Here is a 15,723-nt window from a genome sequence, read left to right as displayed (position 1 = left end):
ACCGCTTCGACATCATGATTATCCAATGGCGATGCGGTAGGTTCAATATACGAGAGTCGAATTAATTGGAAAGCAGCTGCCTCTGCCCGCAGAAATCAGGGCACCAGGGTAAGCGGATTCTGGGTGGTCAGCTGAAAGCCGCCAGCATCCGACAGCAATTGCGCCTGCGCGCCGACAGGCAGGGTCACTTTGTCGCGGATGTGGCCAAACGGCAAACCGGTCAGTATCGGCACTGCTACGTGGTCCCGCAGGTAAGCCCGCATGGCATCGAAGTCATAGCCGTTGTCGTGCTCGGCCAGCCGATAGTTGGAAAAATCGCCCAGCACAATTGCCTGCTGCCGCTCCAGGATGCCGGCGTACTGCAGCTGCAGCATCATGCGCTCGATGCGATATGGATGCTCGCCGATATCTTCCAGGAACAGGATGCCGCCATCGACCTGCGGCAGATAGGAAGTGCCGACCAGATGGTTCAGCATTGCCAGGTTGCCGCCCCATAAGGTGCCGCTGGCGTTAACCGCCGGGTTGCCGGCGGCGCTGACTTGCAGCACCTGTTCCGGCTGCCGCAGGCACTGCCAGAAATGCGACATCGTAAACTCGCTCAGCTCGGCTTCACCGAAATCGCTGCACAGCATCGGCCCGGCAAGGCTGGGCGCTCCGGTCTGCGCCAGCAAAGCCAGGTGCAGCGCGGTGACGTCGCTATGGCCGACAAATATCTTCTTGCTGGCAGCCAGGCGTTCCAGATCCAGCAATGGCAACAGGCGCGACATGCCGTAACTGCCGCGTATCGCCAGCACGATCTGCACTTGCGGATTTTCGATCGCCTCGTAGATCTGCCCTACCCGTGCGGCATCGGTGCCGCCGAAACGCTGGTATTTGGCGGCCGGATCGTAGTAGTCATAAACCACGCAACCCTGGCTCTGCAACGCCAGGATGCCACGCGCCAGCGCAACTTCGTCGGAGGCGTAGCCGCCAGGTGCGATCAGCGCGACGCCGATGGATTCTCTTGGGGATACTTGGGCAGGTTCAGTCACGATTGTTTTTGTTGGGCTTGGCGGCGTTCAGCGAAAAATTCTTTGAGTAGTGTGCCACATTCTTCAGCCAGCACGCCAGCCGTGAGCTCAGTGTGGTGGTTCAGTTTTTCCTGTTCGAACAGGTTGAGCACCGAACCGCAGGCGCCAGTCTTGGGATCGCTGGCGCCGAACACCACACGCGCCAGGCGCGCATGCATCATGGCGCCGGCGCACATCGCGCACGGTTCCAGGGTGACATACATTTCGCAACCGGGCAGACGATAATTGCCGAGGATGGCGGCGGCCGCGCGCAACGCCATGATTTCCGCATGCGCGGTGGGATCGTGGTTGCCGATCGGCTGGTTGAAGCCGGTAGCGATGACCTGTCCGTCTTTCACTATCAGCGCGCCTACCGGCACTTCCCCCAAGGCCCAGGCATTGCGCGCCTGGGAGATGGCTTGCTGCATATAAATGGCGTCACGCATCATAGGCAGGGGCGCTCAACGGTCTTCGGAAATCTCGGCCCAGCAATTAGGCGTTTCGTGCAGCACCAGTTTTTGCAGATGCAAGCCGGTGCCGTAGTGGTCCTTGTAAGCCGCCTTGAGGATATCGTAGGCGGTGCGCGCCAGGTTTTCCACTGTCGGGATACGGTCGATGATGACGGTCTTGTGGTCCGGCAGCGTCGCCAGGAAATCACGCACCGCCGTGTCTTTTTCGTAGACCAGGAAAGCGTGGTCCCAGACATCCACCAGATGCTGTTTCGCCAGCGTCTTGATGTCGGAAAAATCCATGATCATGCCGTTGTCGGAACTGCCCTCGACTTCAATCACGGCGCCGACCAGGGTGATTTCCAGCGTATAACGATGGCCGTGCAGGTTGCGGCACTGACTCTTGTGGTCGGGGATCCGGTGGCCGGCGTCGAATTCAAGTTTGCGGGTGATGGTAAGCATGGGTAATCGTTTCTTTAAAAAATCTGTTCAGGGAATCTGCAGCAGCTTGTGGGTTTGCAGGCTCAGCTTCCATTTCGGGTTGCGCTTGCAGGTCTCAATCGCCAGTTCCAGATTGTGCGCCAGTTGCGGGCCATCCATGGCCTGCACATAGAAATGTTCGAAATCAAGCGATTCGTATGCCGCCAGCGACTGGCCGAGCTGAGGGATCACCACTTTCAGCTCATTGCCCTTGCGCAGCTTCAGCACCGAACCCATCTTCGGGCTGACGCAGATCCAGTCTATGCCTGGCGGCGGCAGCAACGTGCCGTTGGTTTCGATGGCGATCTCGAAACCGGCCGCATGCATGCTGTCTATCAGCGCCGCATCCAGCTGCAGCAAGGGTTCGCCGCCGGTGAACACCACGAACTTGCTGGCGGCGTAGGTCTCCGGCCAGAGCGCATTGATAGTATCGGCCAGCGCCGCGCTGTCCTTGAACTTGCCGCCGCCTTCGCCGTCGGTGCCGACAAAATCGGTATCGCAGAACTGGCAGACCGCGCTGCTGCGGTCCTCTTCGCGGCCGGTCCACAAGTTGCAGCCGCTGAAGCGGCAAAACACTGCAGGGCGGCCGGCATGGGTGCCCTCGCCTTGCAATGTGTAGAAAATTTCCTTGATGCTGTAGGTCACGGTGCTTCTCGCATATGTTCGCCAGCCGCTGCATATCCGTATGGATATCGGGCCTGACACTGTCAATACTCGCAGTTTTCCGGCGTTTTCACTATCAAAAACGTTGGTTTTTCGCTGGTTTGGGGGATAGGTCGATTTGCGGGAAAGCTGCATTTCTGCCTCAAACCCATGAGCAGATGCCGACCCAACCCTGTATTTTAGCGTAGAAAGACCGTTCCAGCGACGCGCGGGCTATATTCGAACAGTGAAACGCTGCTTTTTTAGCAATCCGAAGCACCCGGCATATGGCTTTGGAACATCAGGACGATAATGCCCAGCGCCCCAGTTGTATGTGCCGGGTCTGGCCAAGCAGGCTATGCACAAGGACAAATTCGCGCGCGGTCCAGCTGATGGGTTCGATCGTTCCTGGCGGAACCAGGCGATTGTCGTACAACAGGGTGACGTGAGGCGTGTAATGTGGATTTGCTTTTCCGAAGCCGGCTTTCTCCAGCGCCTTGCCGAGCGTCTTCTGGAATTTTTCCAGAGCAGCGACGCCATCGTCGCCCAGCAGGACCAAAGGGCGTTTGCGCGGCCTGCCGTGAAAACTCTTGGCCTGGTCGAAAACGACATCGAACGGCGCCGCCTTGACGCTCTCCGCCGCCGTCATTGCCGCTTTGACGACGCCTTGCGGCAGTTCCAGATAGTCGCCCAGGTGGATCAAGGTGACATGCAGGCGAGTCATCCCGATCGGCTTGCCTGTCACCCCATACTCGTCGCGCAACAGCCCCCTCTGCCGTACGATGGCAGCAGCAGCATCCGGGGTTGGAATGAGCGCAAAGAACAAGCGGTCGGTTGGCTGCGGCGGTGCTTCGAAGCCAGGCAAATAAAGTTGCCCGGGCACGTGATGAATGCGTTTCATGAAATCAACCGCTTGCTATGAAAAGGGATATCAGTCTACGCCTTTCCCGCGGAGTGAGAGCAAGTCCGGAAGCACACGACGGGGCCGTATAATCTTTGCCAGGATTGCGCCTTGCCAGGCACCATGCGAAGGCCCTGAAACGCAGGAGAGGATATGGAAATCACGAGTACACACCACATCGACAAGAGTGAGCTTGATGAAAATGGAATGTACGATTATTACTACGAATACGATATCTATGAGTTTTCTGAAAACGGTTTGAGTTATATCGCCCGCAGTTATAGCGACGCTCCCCTTGATGCTCATATCTTGAAGAAAAAGAATGACAAGCGATGGCGTATTTTCGGAAAAGCAAAATATAAAATCCTGGGACAAGCCGATTTCAAGAATGCCTTGTTTATAAAAGCTGTCGCTCATCTTCGTACACAAGGAAAAGAGCGGATCAGCGTTTTAAGCAAAACAGGCTACGAGCCGGTCTGAGCGCCGAGCGGCGCCAGGTCCAGCTCCAGTCCCAGCTTGTCGATCAGGCGGTGCGCGTCGAACGGCGCTTTCACTTTGACGTCGTTATCGAAGTAGCAGTAGATGTCGCGGCTGGCACGCTGCGAGGGCGCGGTACCGGAAGTCAATTTGCTTTCTCTCGGTTGCGCGCCTTTGCTCCAGGTGCGGATGCGTTCCGCCCAGCGGTCAATCGCCTCTTCGGTATAACCGCCCGAATACAATTCTTTCTCACCATGCAGGCGCAGGTACATGAAATCCGCGGTTACGTCTTCCTGGTAAGGCCATTTCCCGGCCGCGTCCGCCACCACCAGCGCCACATGGTATTTGCGCAGCAGCGCGATGAAGGATGCGTCGACGAAGCTGTCATGGCGGATTTCCATCGCATGGCGCAATTTGCGTTTCTTGTCGATGGCCAGGGCACTGTGGCCGTGCATGCGCGGCTCGCGATGACGCGCCAGAGCAAGCGCCTGTTCCGTATCGGACGGCAGCAGGCTGAGGAAATGTTCGACCAGTCCGGCATCATAACGAAAGCTGGGTGGGAACTGCCACAGGAACGGCCCCAGCTTTTCGCGCAGGTTAAGGACGCCGGAGGCGAACACGTTCGCCAGCGGCCCTTCAATGTCGCGCAAGCGCTGGATGTGGGTGATGAAACGGTTGCCTTTGTGGCTGAAGACAAATCCCGGCGGCGTCGCCTGGTACCAGGCGCTGTAGCTTTCCGGCCGTTGCAGCGCGTAAAACGAACCGTTGAGTTCAATCGACGGCAAGGCGCGCGAAGCGAACGCCAGCTCGTCGGCCTGCTTCAGGCCATCCGGATAAAATACGCCGCGCCACGGCGCATAACGCCAGCCGGAGATGCCGATGTAGATTTTTCCCATGGCACAAGTATAGGCACAAACCGTAAACCGACAGTACGATATACCTCACAAGACCCGCATTTTTCCAGGTCTGCACGTCGCCATTGAATCCTGCCAGCGCTTTAGAAATCGACCAAAAATCCCGCGCCGATCGATTTTTGCGAATAGTTGTAGTCGATCAGGCTTTCGCCATAACCCGAAAACAGATGCAGGTAACCTTTCAGGTTGGTCGTGACCGGAAACGCCCAGCCGGCCTCGAGCGCGCCGTGCCCAGTCTGGAAATTGCGGCGCGCGGTCAGCGAATACTCGTAACCGTCCTGGCGGTAGGCAGCGCGCACGTCGCCGTGGCCCATGTAGTCGACGATATCGATGTTGTCGTTGTTGGCTTTTGCATTGTCGAGGCGCTTCCAGATCCGCGCCGACAGCGCCAGGTTGCCGTATTCGGCACCCAGTTCAGTATAAAAACGGTTCCAGCTGCGAGACAAGGTAGAGGACTGTCCGTTGGACTGATGCACCAGCCCGAAATTCAGATAGCGGAAGTTGAAATCGCCGATCTTGGCGCTCAATGGCAGCGTTGCAATCAGTTCAGGCTGGTAATTGGTCTCCCGGAACGGGCTGGAATCGGCCCGGTTGTAAGCTTGCCAAAAACTTTGCTGGGTATAAGCCAGCCACAGGTCGACCGGACTGCCGGCGATGTTTTCCGCCATCTTCATCTTGAAGCTGAGCTGGTAGGTCAATTCAGTGTGCTGCGGTTTGAGGCCGTTGGCGTCGCTGGCGAATGGCGCGTCGTTGGTGGAGGTGCTGTAATTGGCCAGCAATACATAATTGTTCAGGTAGGACTTGAGGGCGAACACGCCGCGCTTGGAACTGGGATCGAGTTCCCAGCTCTGCACCGTATGCGAAATCGGCGAATCGCTGGGCTCGCTTGCCTTCTTGACCGTGGCCACGGCCGGCGGCGATGCAGGTGTGGCCTGGGAATCAACGGCAGCAGCGGGAACCGGCGCATCCGCTGTAGCCTTGGCCAGCGCATCGAAGCAGCCCAGCCGCGCGCTGGCGTCGCCTAATACGGAGCAACGCGCGAGTTGCTGTTCCAGTTCAGCCGCATGCAGCAGCACCGGCGACATGCAGCTTAATGAAAAAACGATTTTCTTGATGTTTTTTTGCATAGTGGGGTCTAAAAAATACGAAACTGTCCAGCCCTTGCCAAACTTGACGGGCATGGAGAATCAAAGCATATACGCCGTTGTCCGCCGCCGTTGTCCACTTTTCGTGCTCGATTGGAAACATGTTTCCGGCAGCATCAAAAAACAAAAAAAAGCCCGCAATCATGCGGGCTTTCGCGCATCTCTCATTTTCGTATATTAACAAATGCCGGACGCAGGATCATTTCCGGCCCGTTCCCACTGACACTCCCAAGATTTGTGGCGCTGCAGTCGCGTACTTCAGCGATGCAATCTAGTGTCGTGTCACACCTCATCTCAACATGGGCAAACCTGCTTATCCGATATGTGCAGCGAACCCCGCCTGGTCCGGCGCAACTTCAGGCCGCAGCGTGAGTTCAGGGATGTTGTAGGCACCGGCATTTTGCGGACGGAACGGTATCGGTGCGGCCTGCCAAAGGTCGTCAAGACGCTGCCCGAGCGCATCGCGGATCTTTGCAAATCTTGCTTCGTCGGTCCGGCCTGTGCGATAGATCACGAACGGCGGCAAAACGTCGAAGCCGGGGTAATACAGCACCCCGTGCTGTATGGGGAACAAAACATCGTCTATCGGACCATTGATGCCTCGCGCACTGTAATGCGACTCCCATCCGCCCATAGTGACGACCAGCATCGCACGCTTCCCCGCCAGCGTGCCTTCGCCATAGCGGTCGCCCCAGCGCGCATCGGAGTGCTCTCCTACGCCGTATGCGAAGCCGTAAGCATAGACCCGTTCTACCCAGCCCTTCAGGATCGCCGGCATCGAGAACCACCACAGGGGAAACTGCAGGATGACGGCATCCGCCCAGCGCAGCTTGTCCTGTTCCAGCGCGATGTCCTCGCTTTGCAGGCCATGCTCGAACGCGCGCTTGGAGTCAAGCGATGGAACAAAACGGGCATCGGCTGGCCGATCCGTGCTGTCGTCGGCGTCCAGCGATGCTTTCCATTTCATTGCGTACAAATCCGAAACCTGGACGACGTGTCCGGCATCCTCAAGGTGTTTGACCGAGAAGTCCTTAAGCGAACCGTTCAGGGACTTCGGTTCGGGGTGGGCATAGACAAGAAGAATATTCATGATTGGGCTTTCAACGATTAGGAACATGCAGCTTAGGTTCCTGTCAGGTATATTGAAAATGAATTCTCAATATTCCAGGTATAGACATGAATAATCTCCGACAACTCGACCTGAACCTGCTGGTGACGCTGGATGTCCTGCTTGCAGAACACAATGTGACCCGCGCGGCAGAGCGCCTGAACTTCTCCCAGCCATCGATCAGCGTTCATCTCGCCAAGCTGCGGGATATCTTCGGCGACCCGCTGCTGTTGCCCGGGCCGCGAGGAATGCGGCCCACCGCGCGGGCCGACGAATTGCGCGAGCCTTTGCGGCAGGCGCTTGCCGCACTCGAGCAGGCGGTGTCGCCCGCCAGCCCGTTCGACCCGGCCCAGGCCAGTCAGACATGGCGCGTTGCTGCGACCGACTATGGCGAATCGACGATAGTACTGCCCGCCTTGAACGGCTTGCGTTCAGCGGCGCCTGGCACCCGGCTGGCGGTCCTTGAACTGGTTCCGCCGCGCATAGCCAGGCAAGCGGAACAGGGGGAGATTGACCTTGCATTCCATACCAGCGAGGGATCGCCGCCAGGATTGCGGCGCCGGATGCTTTTTACCGAGCGTTATGTCCTGGTTGGCCGCGCCGGGCATCCGCGCCTGAAAAAACGTCCAACACTCGCGCAATTCTGCAAGCTCGATCACGTGATCGTGTCGCCGGATGGCGGAGGATTCCATGGCGTCACCGATGAAGCACTGGCGGAGGCAGGTCTGGCGCGCCGGGTGGTGCTTTCCGTTCCGCACTTCCTGTTTGTCAGGTCGGTGCTGGCAAACACTGACCTGGTGGCGATGCTGCCTTCGCGCCTGGTGCGCGACACTAGCGAGCTGCAAGTTGTCGAGCCGCCGGTTGAAGTAGCGGGCTATGAGATGGCCATGCTCTGGCACGAGCGTTGCCATCGCGATCCAGCACATCAATGGCTGCGCGAGTACATCGCAAAATCAGTGTAAACCGCTGGTTCAAGTTCGCCCTGCATCCAGTCCCTGCCACATGGCGCGGATGATGCGAAAGGAACGTTCGTCGCCGACCATGGCGCGCTGCATCTTGTTCATGGCGTAGGAAAAGGTAGTGCGCGCATCGACGTCGATGAGGATGAAGGAGCCTCCGCCGCCAGACCAGAAAAGAGAGTTGGGGTGTGGTGGCACGAGTTTCAGGATCGGGCTCGGCAGGCCAAAACCCAGGCCGAAGCGGACTTGCATGCCGCGCATGGCCAGGTCGGCCCCTTCAATCTGCTGCTCCAGCGCCTTGCGGCAACCGGCCTCGGACATGATTCGCTTGCCCTTGGCGATGCCGCCGTTGGCCAGCAGAGCGTGGATCTCGGCAATGGAACGGGCGTTGCCGTGGCCGTTGGCGGCCGGGATCTCGGCGCCGCGCCAGGCGCGGGTGCGGGTGGACGGCACATCGGTCTGGGTATCGATAAAGGTAATTTTCTGGACTTCGGTGAGCTGCAAATCAGCCGTGCTGGGCGGCAGTTCAAACCCCACCAGGTCGGCTACGCGATGATCTTCCGATGGCGGCAGGCCGATCCAGAAGTCCGCGCCCAGCGGCTCCGCGATCTCTTCGCGGAATACCGTGCCGAGGCTCTTGCCGGTAATGCGGCGCACTACCTCGCCGATCAGGAAGCCGAAGGTATAGACATGGTAACCGGAGGCCGTTCCCGGCTCCCATAGCGGCGCCTGGGCGGCAAGCATCGAAGTCACCTTGTCCCAATCGTAGAAATCCGCGCCGCTGACAGCCGGACGCCAGCCGGAAAGGCCAGAAGAATGGCTCATCAGCTGCGCCACGGTGATGCGATCCTTGCCGTTGGCGGCGAACTCGGGCCAGTACCTGGCGACCGGCGCCGCGAAGTCGAGCTCGCCCCTGTCAGCCAGCAGCAGCGCAGTCAGCGCCGTCATGGTCTTGGTGGTGGAGTAGACGTTGACGATGGTGTCGCGGCTCCAGGGACGGCTCTTCTCCTCGTCCGCGAAGCCGCCCCAGAGATCGATCACCGTCTCGCCCTCCACTGTCGCACAGAACGAGGCGCCCAGTTCCTCTCCGCTGGCGAAGTTGGCTTCGAACGCTTCTTTCGCCGCCGAAAATTGATCGTGGGCGAATCCGTCTATCGTGCTCTGCGGCATGCTGCATTCCTCCCGGCTTGATCGCGCATAGGCGTCAGGCACTGATGTTGACGATGGTTGCCTGCATGATGGCAACCACTTTCCACTCGGTTCCCGACAAGGCCCGGACTTCTCCTGTGCAGACCGCAAGCAGCTTGCCCGATGCCTGCACCTTCCCGGTCGCCAAAAACCGTTCGCCAATCGCAGGCCGAACGAAATTGATCTTGAACTCGGCGGTAACGACATCGCAACCGGACGGCGCCTTGGTCAACGCCGCATAGCCGCAAGCGCTGTCGACAATGCTTGTTATTGCGCCTGCATGAACATAACCGCGCTGTTGGGACAGTTGCGTGGAAAACGGCAATTCTATCTGCACCTCGCCGTCTGCGACCGAGACAAGCTGCGCGCCAAGGGTCGCCATCAGGCCTTGCGCTTTGAAACTGGCTGCGATTCGTTCTTGCGTGTCACTCATGGGAAGTTGGCCTCTTGACAGGATGGTGCAGTCATTATGCATAAAAACCCCCATCTCCAGCAAGGCAGCGGACCTGGCTGAAAACATCCCGAACTGCCACCCCACGTCAAGGTATAAGCCGCCCTTGATAGTGCGGCAGGTCCTGCCCACGCACGGACATTTGTCGATAAAGATCTAAGCTTTGTCAAAAAAAAAAGAGACAACACTTTCAGAAGGATCAGTGTTGCCTCTAACCTCGGAGACCCGGCAAGATCGGCGAGACAAACGTTTGCGGCTTAGAAGGTATGGCTGATGCCCGCGTAACCGCCGTTTTGCGCATGTCCCGGCAAAGGACTGTCGAACTCGGTGCCGAAATCGGCATTGCCCTTGTTGCGCACCGTGCCGACAGCCGCATACAGCAAAGTCCGTTTCGACAAGTTGTAGTTGGCGCCGACCATGAACAGGCTGGCGCTGCCGGCGTCATGATTGAGCTTGGCGTGGAAGGCGCCGCCGATCAGGGTCAGGGCCGGCGTCAACGTATAGTTGGCGCCGATCCAGTAATGGCTCAGCTTGTCCGGATCGGTAGGCGCTGCAGTATCGGGGGCTGAGATGTTTTCGTAGCCGGCATACAGTTTCAGCTTGTCTATCGTGTAGGTGCCGCCCAGGATCAGATCCTTGGACGCCGTATAAACATCGGTATAGCGGCCGTTGGTATCGCGGATCACGTCATAAATGCCGCGCAACTCAAGACCGCCGTTGATGTACACAAGGGAGATACCGTCGCTGCGGCCATTCTTGCTGGATCCGGCCTGTTCGCCCAGGCTGGTCTGGGCGGTGGCGTTGAATCCGCTCCAGGTTGGCGTCTGGTATTCGATGACGTTGTTGGCGCCCGGCCAGTTGCGGCCCTTGACCAGGCTGGCGGTGCCCATGAATTGCTGACCGGTCGGATCGAGATACCAGACGTCATTGACGATGAACAGATTCTTGCCGAACTTGATCGAACCGGCGCTGCCATTCAGGCCGACATACGAACGGCGATTGAACAAGGCGTTGCCGTTGGTGACCCCTTTGGTGGCGTCGAAGCCGGATTCCAGCAGGAAGAACGCGCTCAGTCCGCTGCCCAGGTTTTCGGTGCCCTTGAAACCGATCATGCTGGTGCCCCATTGATTGCCGGAAGCCGCCAGCTTGCCGCCGGTCTGCCCGGTCGGGTTGCCGTTGGCGTCTTTCAGGGCGACGCTGCTTTGGTAATCGACGCCGGCATCGACCCGGCCGTAGATAGTGACGCTGGTCTGCGCTTGTGCCTGGCCGCAGGCTGCGCCAACCAGCAGAGCCGCGGCCGCCTGCATGTACTGCAATGTATGTTTTTTCATGTTGAGTCCCCTTTTATAGTTAAATTTTGTTCAATCACCTGTCTCTAATTTTTAAAGACAGGATCAAACCTTCGCCAGATACCTCTATTCACCTGGCAACGTTGCCATTTCCCCCTTTCATTTATCGATAGTCACGGCATCGATTTGCAAGTAAATGCCGCTATTTTTTGTAATCTTCAAGGTATGCGTACCCGCGGCAAGCTTGGACAGCGTGATCATTGGCTGCTGCGCCGTATACTTGGCCGCGGCCGGAATCGCAATGGAAGAAGTTGTAGCGCCGTCCAGCAGCGCAGTTGCCGTCACTGCGGCATTGACGTCTGTCGGGCCGAGCACCGCAATTCCCGTTCCGGTGAACGTGATCGTGGCGGAGTCGCCGTCGGTTGTGGTGTAGTGGACATCAAAGTTATAGTCGCCGGATGCCTGGTTGCGGTTACTCGAATACTTCCAGCCCCCCGTATAGGCAATACCGGCCCAATCGTCGTTGTAGATAATCTGAAAAGCCAGCGTCAGCGTCATCGGCTGCTGATTGCGATAGATTGTCAGTGTCAGGCTGCCGCTGCTGCCGGCTGCGTTATAGGCATTGATCAAATCTTTCACTGTATTGACAGGCGTGCTCTTGCCGCCCGCAACGCTGCCTATGATCGCGTCCCCTGCCAGCAAACCAGAGGTCGCCGCCGGGCTTCCCGCCTGTACCGCGTCAACCAGTACTCCCTGGACCGTCGGCAAGCCCGCGGCCGACTGCTGCGCGACCGTGGTAATGGATTCAATCGTGGCGCCGATCAAAGTGGTTTTATCGGAGGTCGGCGTGGCGGATCCGCCAAAGTCGAGTACAGGCAGCGCTGGCGTTTGTGCCTTGGCTTTCAGGGCCGCATTCTGGACGCCGAACTGATTCGTTGCGAAGCTCACAAATCCTATGTTTGTCACAGCGGGAGAATTGGCCGGCACACTGTAGTCCCCGGTTGCGGCGCTGGTAAACAACGGGTTGCCAACCGCAGACGCCGTCTCCCAGCTTCCCGGTGAAATATTCTGCGAGGCGACCAGATCGGCATTGGTCATGAACAGATTGCTGTTCACGGTTTTTCCGAAATTGGATAGTATTGCCGGCTGATGCGCCCCCATGACGATGTTGTGCTGGAAAACATCGCCGCTGCCGGCAAACCATACCTGCGGATAGAACGAATTGTTCAGGATGATATTGTTGCTGCCGATGCGCATGAAGCCTTCGCGGAATTTCAAGCCGCCCTTCAGGTCGTTGGCAATGGTTTTGCCGCCGCTGAGAAGCACATTGTTCTGGACCAGGTAATTTGACGTGCCGTCATCGAAATCGATATCCCAGCCGCGGTCGCAGCGGAAGCGATTGTTCTGGATAACAGTCTGGTCTACGGCGTCAAGATTCCAGATCGTCGGATTCTTCAGCATTTCCGCGGTCATTGCATTTGAATCAGGGCTCCAGTACCGATCCCGTCCCCAGGCATTGAACGCGCCATGGTCGCCCGTTTCCAACACCGTATTAAATACATCGTTATAGGCGATCAAGTGGCCGCCCCAGGTGCCGTCGCCGATGTTGATGCCGGCGCGCGGCGTATTGTAAATACTGTTGTGCTGCACCGTGATCTTGGAGGCCATCGAAATTTCGACGCCAGCCACCTGCTTTTCCTTGGTGCCGATGTCGTGTATCAGGTTGTCCGAGGCAAAGGAGCCGGATGGATAATTGTTACTCTTCGGGCCTTTCGTCATATCCAGGGAAGCGTAATTCGCCGCCGTGTTGTAATTCATCGGCGGCACCGCATTCGCTGCAGTAGACGACCGCACCGCATCTGGCCTGCCGACAAACGCAATCGCGCTGGCGCCGATATTGTAGATTTCGTTGGTGTGGATATTGATGTTGCGGTTATAGCCGCTGACGAAGATGGCGTTGCCGCCCAGCCCCTGGAAGACATTGTTTGAAATTTCTATATTGGAAGCGCCTTCCGTCAGGACGGCGCCGCTCCGATAGATGGTCCAGTCGCTTCTCAGCAACGGTTCCGTGGTTTTCATGAAGGTGTGGCTGGTGGCGGTGAAAGTCAGCCCGTCGATGTGAATATTTTGCGCGGGATTCGCTTCCGTACCCTGAATATTGATCAGGTTTTCGAGCGCCGTACCTTCGAACTTGGCCGACTTCAGGTCCACCCCTGCTGGCGGATAAAAATAGAGGGTAGCGGTTTGCGTGTTGTAAAACCACTCACCGGGCACATCGAGTTCTTCAAAAATATTTTCGACGTACTCCGTCGATGTATCGGTCCCTTGCGACAAGCGATTGTTGCCTATAGGGCTGCTCAGCTTAAGCGTACCGTTTGCATTGACGCCGAGAATATTCTGGTTCTGGTCGCTCCAGGCCGCGTTCATCATCGAATGCAAAAAGCCTCCTGCCGGACTTTTCCATGCCGCGGCGCGCGCCTGTATCGCTGCCTGGCTGGCAAAACCGTTGAATACTACAGTCGCACCCGGCTGATAGTTCGGATAACGTGCGCGGACCTGGCCGGCCCCGTTGACAAAGAGCTGATCAAATGCGGCCCCGCTCACGCTTGCCTGCATGATGTTTCCCTTGTAGGTCGTCCACGTCAGGCCACTCAACGGCCTGGCGCCGCTAACGACAGGATGCGTTCCACTGTCAGCATGGATGAAGATGCCTGAGGCGCTCGGCCCCAGCAGCAGCGGTTGCGCCAGGTAATGCGTACCGTCTTCAACAATCACTTCTTTTAAATTCGCCTTGATCGCACTTGAAACCGCTGCCGCCAATGTCGCTTTAGGAGCTGACTTGTCTCCGCTCGCGGCATCGCTTCCAGACGGCGACACGTAGATCGCAGTGGGCGTCGCAGCGGGATCAGACGGCGTGGTGACCGGTGGCGTGACCACAGGTGGCGTGGTACTAGGCGATGTAGTGCCAGGTGGCGTGGTGTTCGGTGGGGTAGTGCTAGGCGCAACGCTGTCGGGAGTGGAGTTGACGGTTTGTCCGCTCGGGATCGAATCTCCGCTGCCGCAGGCGCCTAAGGCAAAAGCTATGGATATATATAAAAAGACATGTACTGGCATGGCAAGAAAATTTCGTTTTTCATCCAGATTCATAACAGTCTCCAAATATTGATTTTTAATATTATTAATTATTCGACATTTAGTATACCGGTTTAATGGTTGGACCAATTTAATACATTTAATTCAAAATGTAAACTGCACTGGTTTGCGTCGCTGCCACCCACTCGGTTTCCCCGGAGCCCTCGGCGAGGTTTAAGGGCTACCCTTTCTGTACGGCGGCTTGGTGATTCTCGTGGCAATAATTGATTCGGACTCAGGACTGGGGCCGGGCCGGCACATGGCCTGTGCCCGGTACCGCGAGCAAAAAAAAGCCCGCCAACCTGTCGGTTGCGGGCATGAAGGAACATCGGGGGATACTGCCATGGTTAATGACAGCTTAAGTATAAAGCGGACTTAATTGAATAACATTAAGATGACATGAAGATATGTCGAGGCAGGCGACCAGAAATATTTCGAAATATTAACGGCTACTTGTCGGCAACCTGGAAAAGAGCCAGTACTCGGCACACCTAGTTATCGCTTAGGGGGGACGCGCTGCGACACGTCCGAATCCAGCACCAAGCGCCCCTGCACCCGCCCCTGCATGCGCTTGACGTAGCGCGTCGCCTCTACCATGTGCGCGGCCATCAGCTCGCGTACCTTTGGCACGTCGCGTGCGCGCGCTGCCTCAGCAATCGCGGTGTGGATCTTGACGTTGGCGTCGCCGAAGCGCTTGTGTTCTGCTGCGGTGGTCTTGTTCTCGAAGACGATCAGTTGGCGAATCATTTCATTGATCTGGGCGCAGCAAAAGCGCAGGAAAGGATTGGGATTGGCGGCGCCGAGAATGTCGTGGAAATTGACGTCTTCCTGGCGCTCGGCAAGCAGATTGCCATGGCCGGCAGCAGGATCGCAGCAGGCGATGCTGTGGTTGAGCGCTTCGAAATCTGCCTCGGTCAGATGCGCGACCGCGCCCGCCGCCAATTCCGGCTCCAGCAACTGGCGCACGGCATAGATGTCGTCGATGCTGACATCCTTGAAAAACAGATAGTTCTGCATCAGCTGAAAGGTGCGAGCCAGCGGCACCTCAACGATGGTGCCGCCGCCGGTTGGCCCGGTGGTTACCTTGATCAAGCCTTGCACCTCAAGCGATTTCAGCGCTTCGCGTATGGTGCTTTTGCTGACGCCGAAAGTCGTCTGCAATTCGTTTTCACGCGGCAACTTGTCGCCGGGGCAAAGATTCTTTTCGGTAATCAGCCGCTTGATTTCCTCGGCCACTAGGTCCGCACGTTTTTGGTGCCGGATGCTCATGTTTAGTGCATCCTCCATTGGTTTTTTTCCCATCTCGCCAATCTTTCTTTCAGTAATTTTCTGCGTCGCCAGGCATTCTACCTGTAGCACTGCGCTTCCAGCACGGCCACCTGCATGCATACCAAGCAAGTATCGGGCTTTCTTCCCGGCCGATCTTTGGCACGGGATTTGCATAACGGATTTCGCTTTCAATTTATCATATTTATACGTATAAATAGCGAAATCCGCATTTCCTAAAAAAAGCGGTACCGCGGACACCTGGATACTAAC

The 15,723-nt window shown here is 57.4% G+C and carries 16 protein-coding genes; 2 read left to right on the top strand and 14 right to left on the bottom strand.

Annotated features, from left to right (window positions below; all coding sequences use genetic code 11):
- Positions 1 to 95: 95 nt before the first annotated feature.
- From ldcA to CFter6_RS08025, 5 genes are all read right to left on the bottom strand, one after another.
- Complete coding sequence (ldcA, locus tag CFter6_RS08045) at positions 96 to 1,031, bottom strand: muramoyltetrapeptide carboxypeptidase (RefSeq protein ID WP_061539486.1); 936 nt, start codon at positions 1,029 to 1,031, stop codon at positions 96 to 98.
- Positions 1,028 to 1,495, bottom strand: coding sequence for a tRNA adenosine(34) deaminase TadA (gene tadA / locus CFter6_RS08040; protein ID WP_061542265.1), 468 nt, complete (start codon positions 1,493 to 1,495; stop codon positions 1,028 to 1,030). Before tadA ends, ldcA begins: the two co-directional genes overlap by 4 nt.
- A gap of 15 nt (positions 1,496 to 1,510) precedes the next feature.
- Positions 1,511 to 1,960, bottom strand: coding sequence for a 6-carboxytetrahydropterin synthase QueD (queD, locus tag CFter6_RS08035; protein ID WP_014005360.1), 450 nt, complete (start codon positions 1,958 to 1,960; stop codon positions 1,511 to 1,513).
- Positions 1,961 to 1,987: 27 nt separating this feature from the next.
- Positions 1,988 to 2,623 (bottom strand): 7-carboxy-7-deazaguanine synthase, encoded by a 636-nt coding sequence (gene queE / locus CFter6_RS08030; protein WP_061539485.1) that lies wholly within the window; start codon positions 2,621 to 2,623, stop codon positions 1,988 to 1,990.
- Positions 2,624 to 2,921: 298 nt separating this feature from the next.
- Positions 2,922 to 3,521 (bottom strand): 2'-5' RNA ligase family protein, encoded by a 600-nt coding sequence (locus tag CFter6_RS08025; RefSeq protein WP_082814658.1) that lies wholly within the window; start codon positions 3,519 to 3,521, stop codon positions 2,922 to 2,924.
- 153 nt (positions 3,522 to 3,674) lie between these two features.
- Between CFter6_RS08025 and CFter6_RS08020 the strand changes: the two genes are divergently transcribed.
- A complete protein-coding gene (locus CFter6_RS08020; protein ID WP_061539484.1) occupies positions 3,675 to 4,001 on the top strand; it encodes a hypothetical protein in 327 nt (108 codons plus the stop codon).
- On the opposite strand, the gene CFter6_RS08015 is transcribed toward CFter6_RS08020, so the two are convergent.
- The 4 genes from CFter6_RS08015 to CFter6_RS08000 form a co-directional block, all read right to left on the bottom strand.
- A complete protein-coding gene (locus CFter6_RS08015; RefSeq protein WP_061539483.1) occupies positions 3,986 to 4,894 on the bottom strand; it encodes a DUF72 domain-containing protein in 909 nt (302 codons plus the stop codon). The genes CFter6_RS08020 and CFter6_RS08015 overlap by 16 nt on opposite strands.
- A 101-nt stretch (positions 4,895 to 4,995) precedes the next feature.
- Complete coding sequence (locus CFter6_RS08010) at positions 4,996 to 5,997, bottom strand: phospholipase A (RefSeq protein ID WP_061539482.1); 1,002 nt, start codon at positions 5,995 to 5,997, stop codon at positions 4,996 to 4,998.
- A complete protein-coding gene (locus CFter6_RS26375) occupies positions 5,969 to 6,202 on the bottom strand; it encodes a hypothetical protein (RefSeq protein ID WP_061539481.1) in 234 nt (77 codons plus the stop codon). Before CFter6_RS26375 ends, CFter6_RS08010 begins: the two co-directional genes overlap by 29 nt.
- A gap of 168 nt (positions 6,203 to 6,370) precedes the next feature.
- Complete coding sequence (locus CFter6_RS08000; protein WP_061542263.1) at positions 6,371 to 7,147, bottom strand: NAD(P)H-dependent oxidoreductase; 777 nt, start codon at positions 7,145 to 7,147, stop codon at positions 6,371 to 6,373.
- 86 nt (positions 7,148 to 7,233) lie between these two features.
- On the opposite strand from CFter6_RS08000, the gene CFter6_RS07995 reads away from it, so the two are divergent.
- Complete coding sequence (locus CFter6_RS07995) at positions 7,234 to 8,127, top strand: LysR family transcriptional regulator (RefSeq protein WP_061539480.1); 894 nt, start codon at positions 7,234 to 7,236, stop codon at positions 8,125 to 8,127.
- Between the two features lie 9 nt (positions 8,128 to 8,136).
- Here the strand turns inward: CFter6_RS07995 and CFter6_RS07990 are convergent, their stop codons facing one another.
- From CFter6_RS07990 to CFter6_RS07970, 5 genes are all read right to left on the bottom strand, one after another.
- Complete coding sequence (locus tag CFter6_RS07990) at positions 8,137 to 9,294, bottom strand: serine hydrolase domain-containing protein (protein WP_061539479.1); 1,158 nt, start codon at positions 9,292 to 9,294, stop codon at positions 8,137 to 8,139.
- A gap of 34 nt (positions 9,295 to 9,328) precedes the next feature.
- Positions 9,329 to 9,745, bottom strand: a complete 417-nt coding sequence (locus tag CFter6_RS07985; protein ID WP_061539478.1) for a PaaI family thioesterase — start codon at positions 9,743 to 9,745, stop codon at positions 9,329 to 9,331.
- A 275-nt stretch (positions 9,746 to 10,020) separates the two neighbouring features.
- The gene (locus tag CFter6_RS07980; RefSeq protein WP_061539477.1) at positions 10,021 to 11,094 is read right to left on the bottom strand and encodes a porin; all 1,074 of its coding nucleotides are present in this window, start codon (positions 11,092 to 11,094) and stop codon (positions 10,021 to 10,023) included.
- A 117-nt stretch (positions 11,095 to 11,211) separates the two neighbouring features.
- Entirely contained in the window at positions 11,212 to 14,166 is a 2,955-nt protein-coding gene (locus CFter6_RS07975) for a PDZ domain-containing protein (protein WP_150118678.1), read from the bottom strand.
- Positions 14,167 to 14,679: 513 nt separating this feature from the next.
- Positions 14,680 to 15,453 (bottom strand): FadR/GntR family transcriptional regulator, encoded by a 774-nt coding sequence (locus CFter6_RS07970; protein ID WP_236904572.1) that lies wholly within the window; start codon positions 15,451 to 15,453, stop codon positions 14,680 to 14,682.
- Positions 15,454 to 15,723 lie beyond the last annotated feature (270 nt).

The sequence above is a fragment of the Collimonas fungivorans genome, from assembly GCF_001584145.1.
In the GTDB taxonomy this organism is placed as follows: domain Bacteria; phylum Pseudomonadota; class Gammaproteobacteria; order Burkholderiales; family Burkholderiaceae_D; genus Collimonas; species Collimonas fungivorans.
The sequence above is the reverse complement of the archived record's forward strand: the minus strand, read 5'-3'. Positions and strand labels throughout refer to the sequence as shown.

Bases quoted from the DNA above. Each gene is read 5' to 3' on its own strand.
- tadA (WP_061542265.1), bottom strand. From the start codon at position 1,495: ATGCGTGACGCCATTTATATGCAGCAAGCCATCTCCCAGGCGCGCAAT.
- queD (WP_014005360.1), bottom strand. From the start codon at position 1,960: ATGCTTACCATCACCCGCAAACTTGAATTCGACGCCGGCCACCGGATC.
- CFter6_RS08025 (WP_082814658.1), bottom strand. From the start codon at position 3,521: ATGAAACGCATTCATCACGTGCCCGGGCAACTTTATTTGCCTGGCTTC.
- CFter6_RS08020 (WP_061539484.1), top strand. From the start codon at position 3,675: ATGGAAATCACGAGTACACACCACATCGACAAGAGTGAGCTTGATGAA.
- CFter6_RS08015 (WP_061539483.1), bottom strand. From the start codon at position 4,894: ATGGGAAAAATCTACATCGGCATCTCCGGCTGGCGTTATGCGCCGTGG.
- CFter6_RS08010 (WP_061539482.1), bottom strand. From the start codon at position 5,997: ATGTCGCCGGTGCTGCTGCATGCGGCTGAACTGGAACAGCAACTCGCG.
- CFter6_RS26375 (WP_061539481.1), bottom strand. From the start codon at position 6,202: ATGATTGCGGGCTTTTTTTTGTTTTTTGATGCTGCCGGAAACATGTTT.
- CFter6_RS08000 (WP_061542263.1), bottom strand. From the start codon at position 7,147: ATGAATATTCTTCTTGTCTATGCCCACCCCGAACCGAAGTCCCTGAAC.
- CFter6_RS07995 (WP_061539480.1), top strand. From the start codon at position 7,234: ATGAATAATCTCCGACAACTCGACCTGAACCTGCTGGTGACGCTGGAT.
- CFter6_RS07990 (WP_061539479.1), bottom strand. From the start codon at position 9,294: ATGCCGCAGAGCACGATAGACGGATTCGCCCACGATCAATTTTCGGCG.
- CFter6_RS07985 (WP_061539478.1), bottom strand. From the start codon at position 9,745: ATGAGTGACACGCAAGAACGAATCGCAGCCAGTTTCAAAGCGCAAGGC.
- CFter6_RS07980 (WP_061539477.1), bottom strand. From the start codon at position 11,094: ATGAAAAAACATACATTGCAGTACATGCAGGCGGCCGCGGCTCTGCTG.
- CFter6_RS07975 (WP_150118678.1), bottom strand. From the start codon at position 14,166: ATGCCAGTACATGTCTTTTTATATATATCCATAGCTTTTGCCTTAGGC.
- CFter6_RS07970 (WP_236904572.1), bottom strand. From the start codon at position 15,453: ATGAGCATCCGGCACCAAAAACGTGCGGACCTAGTGGCCGAGGAAATC.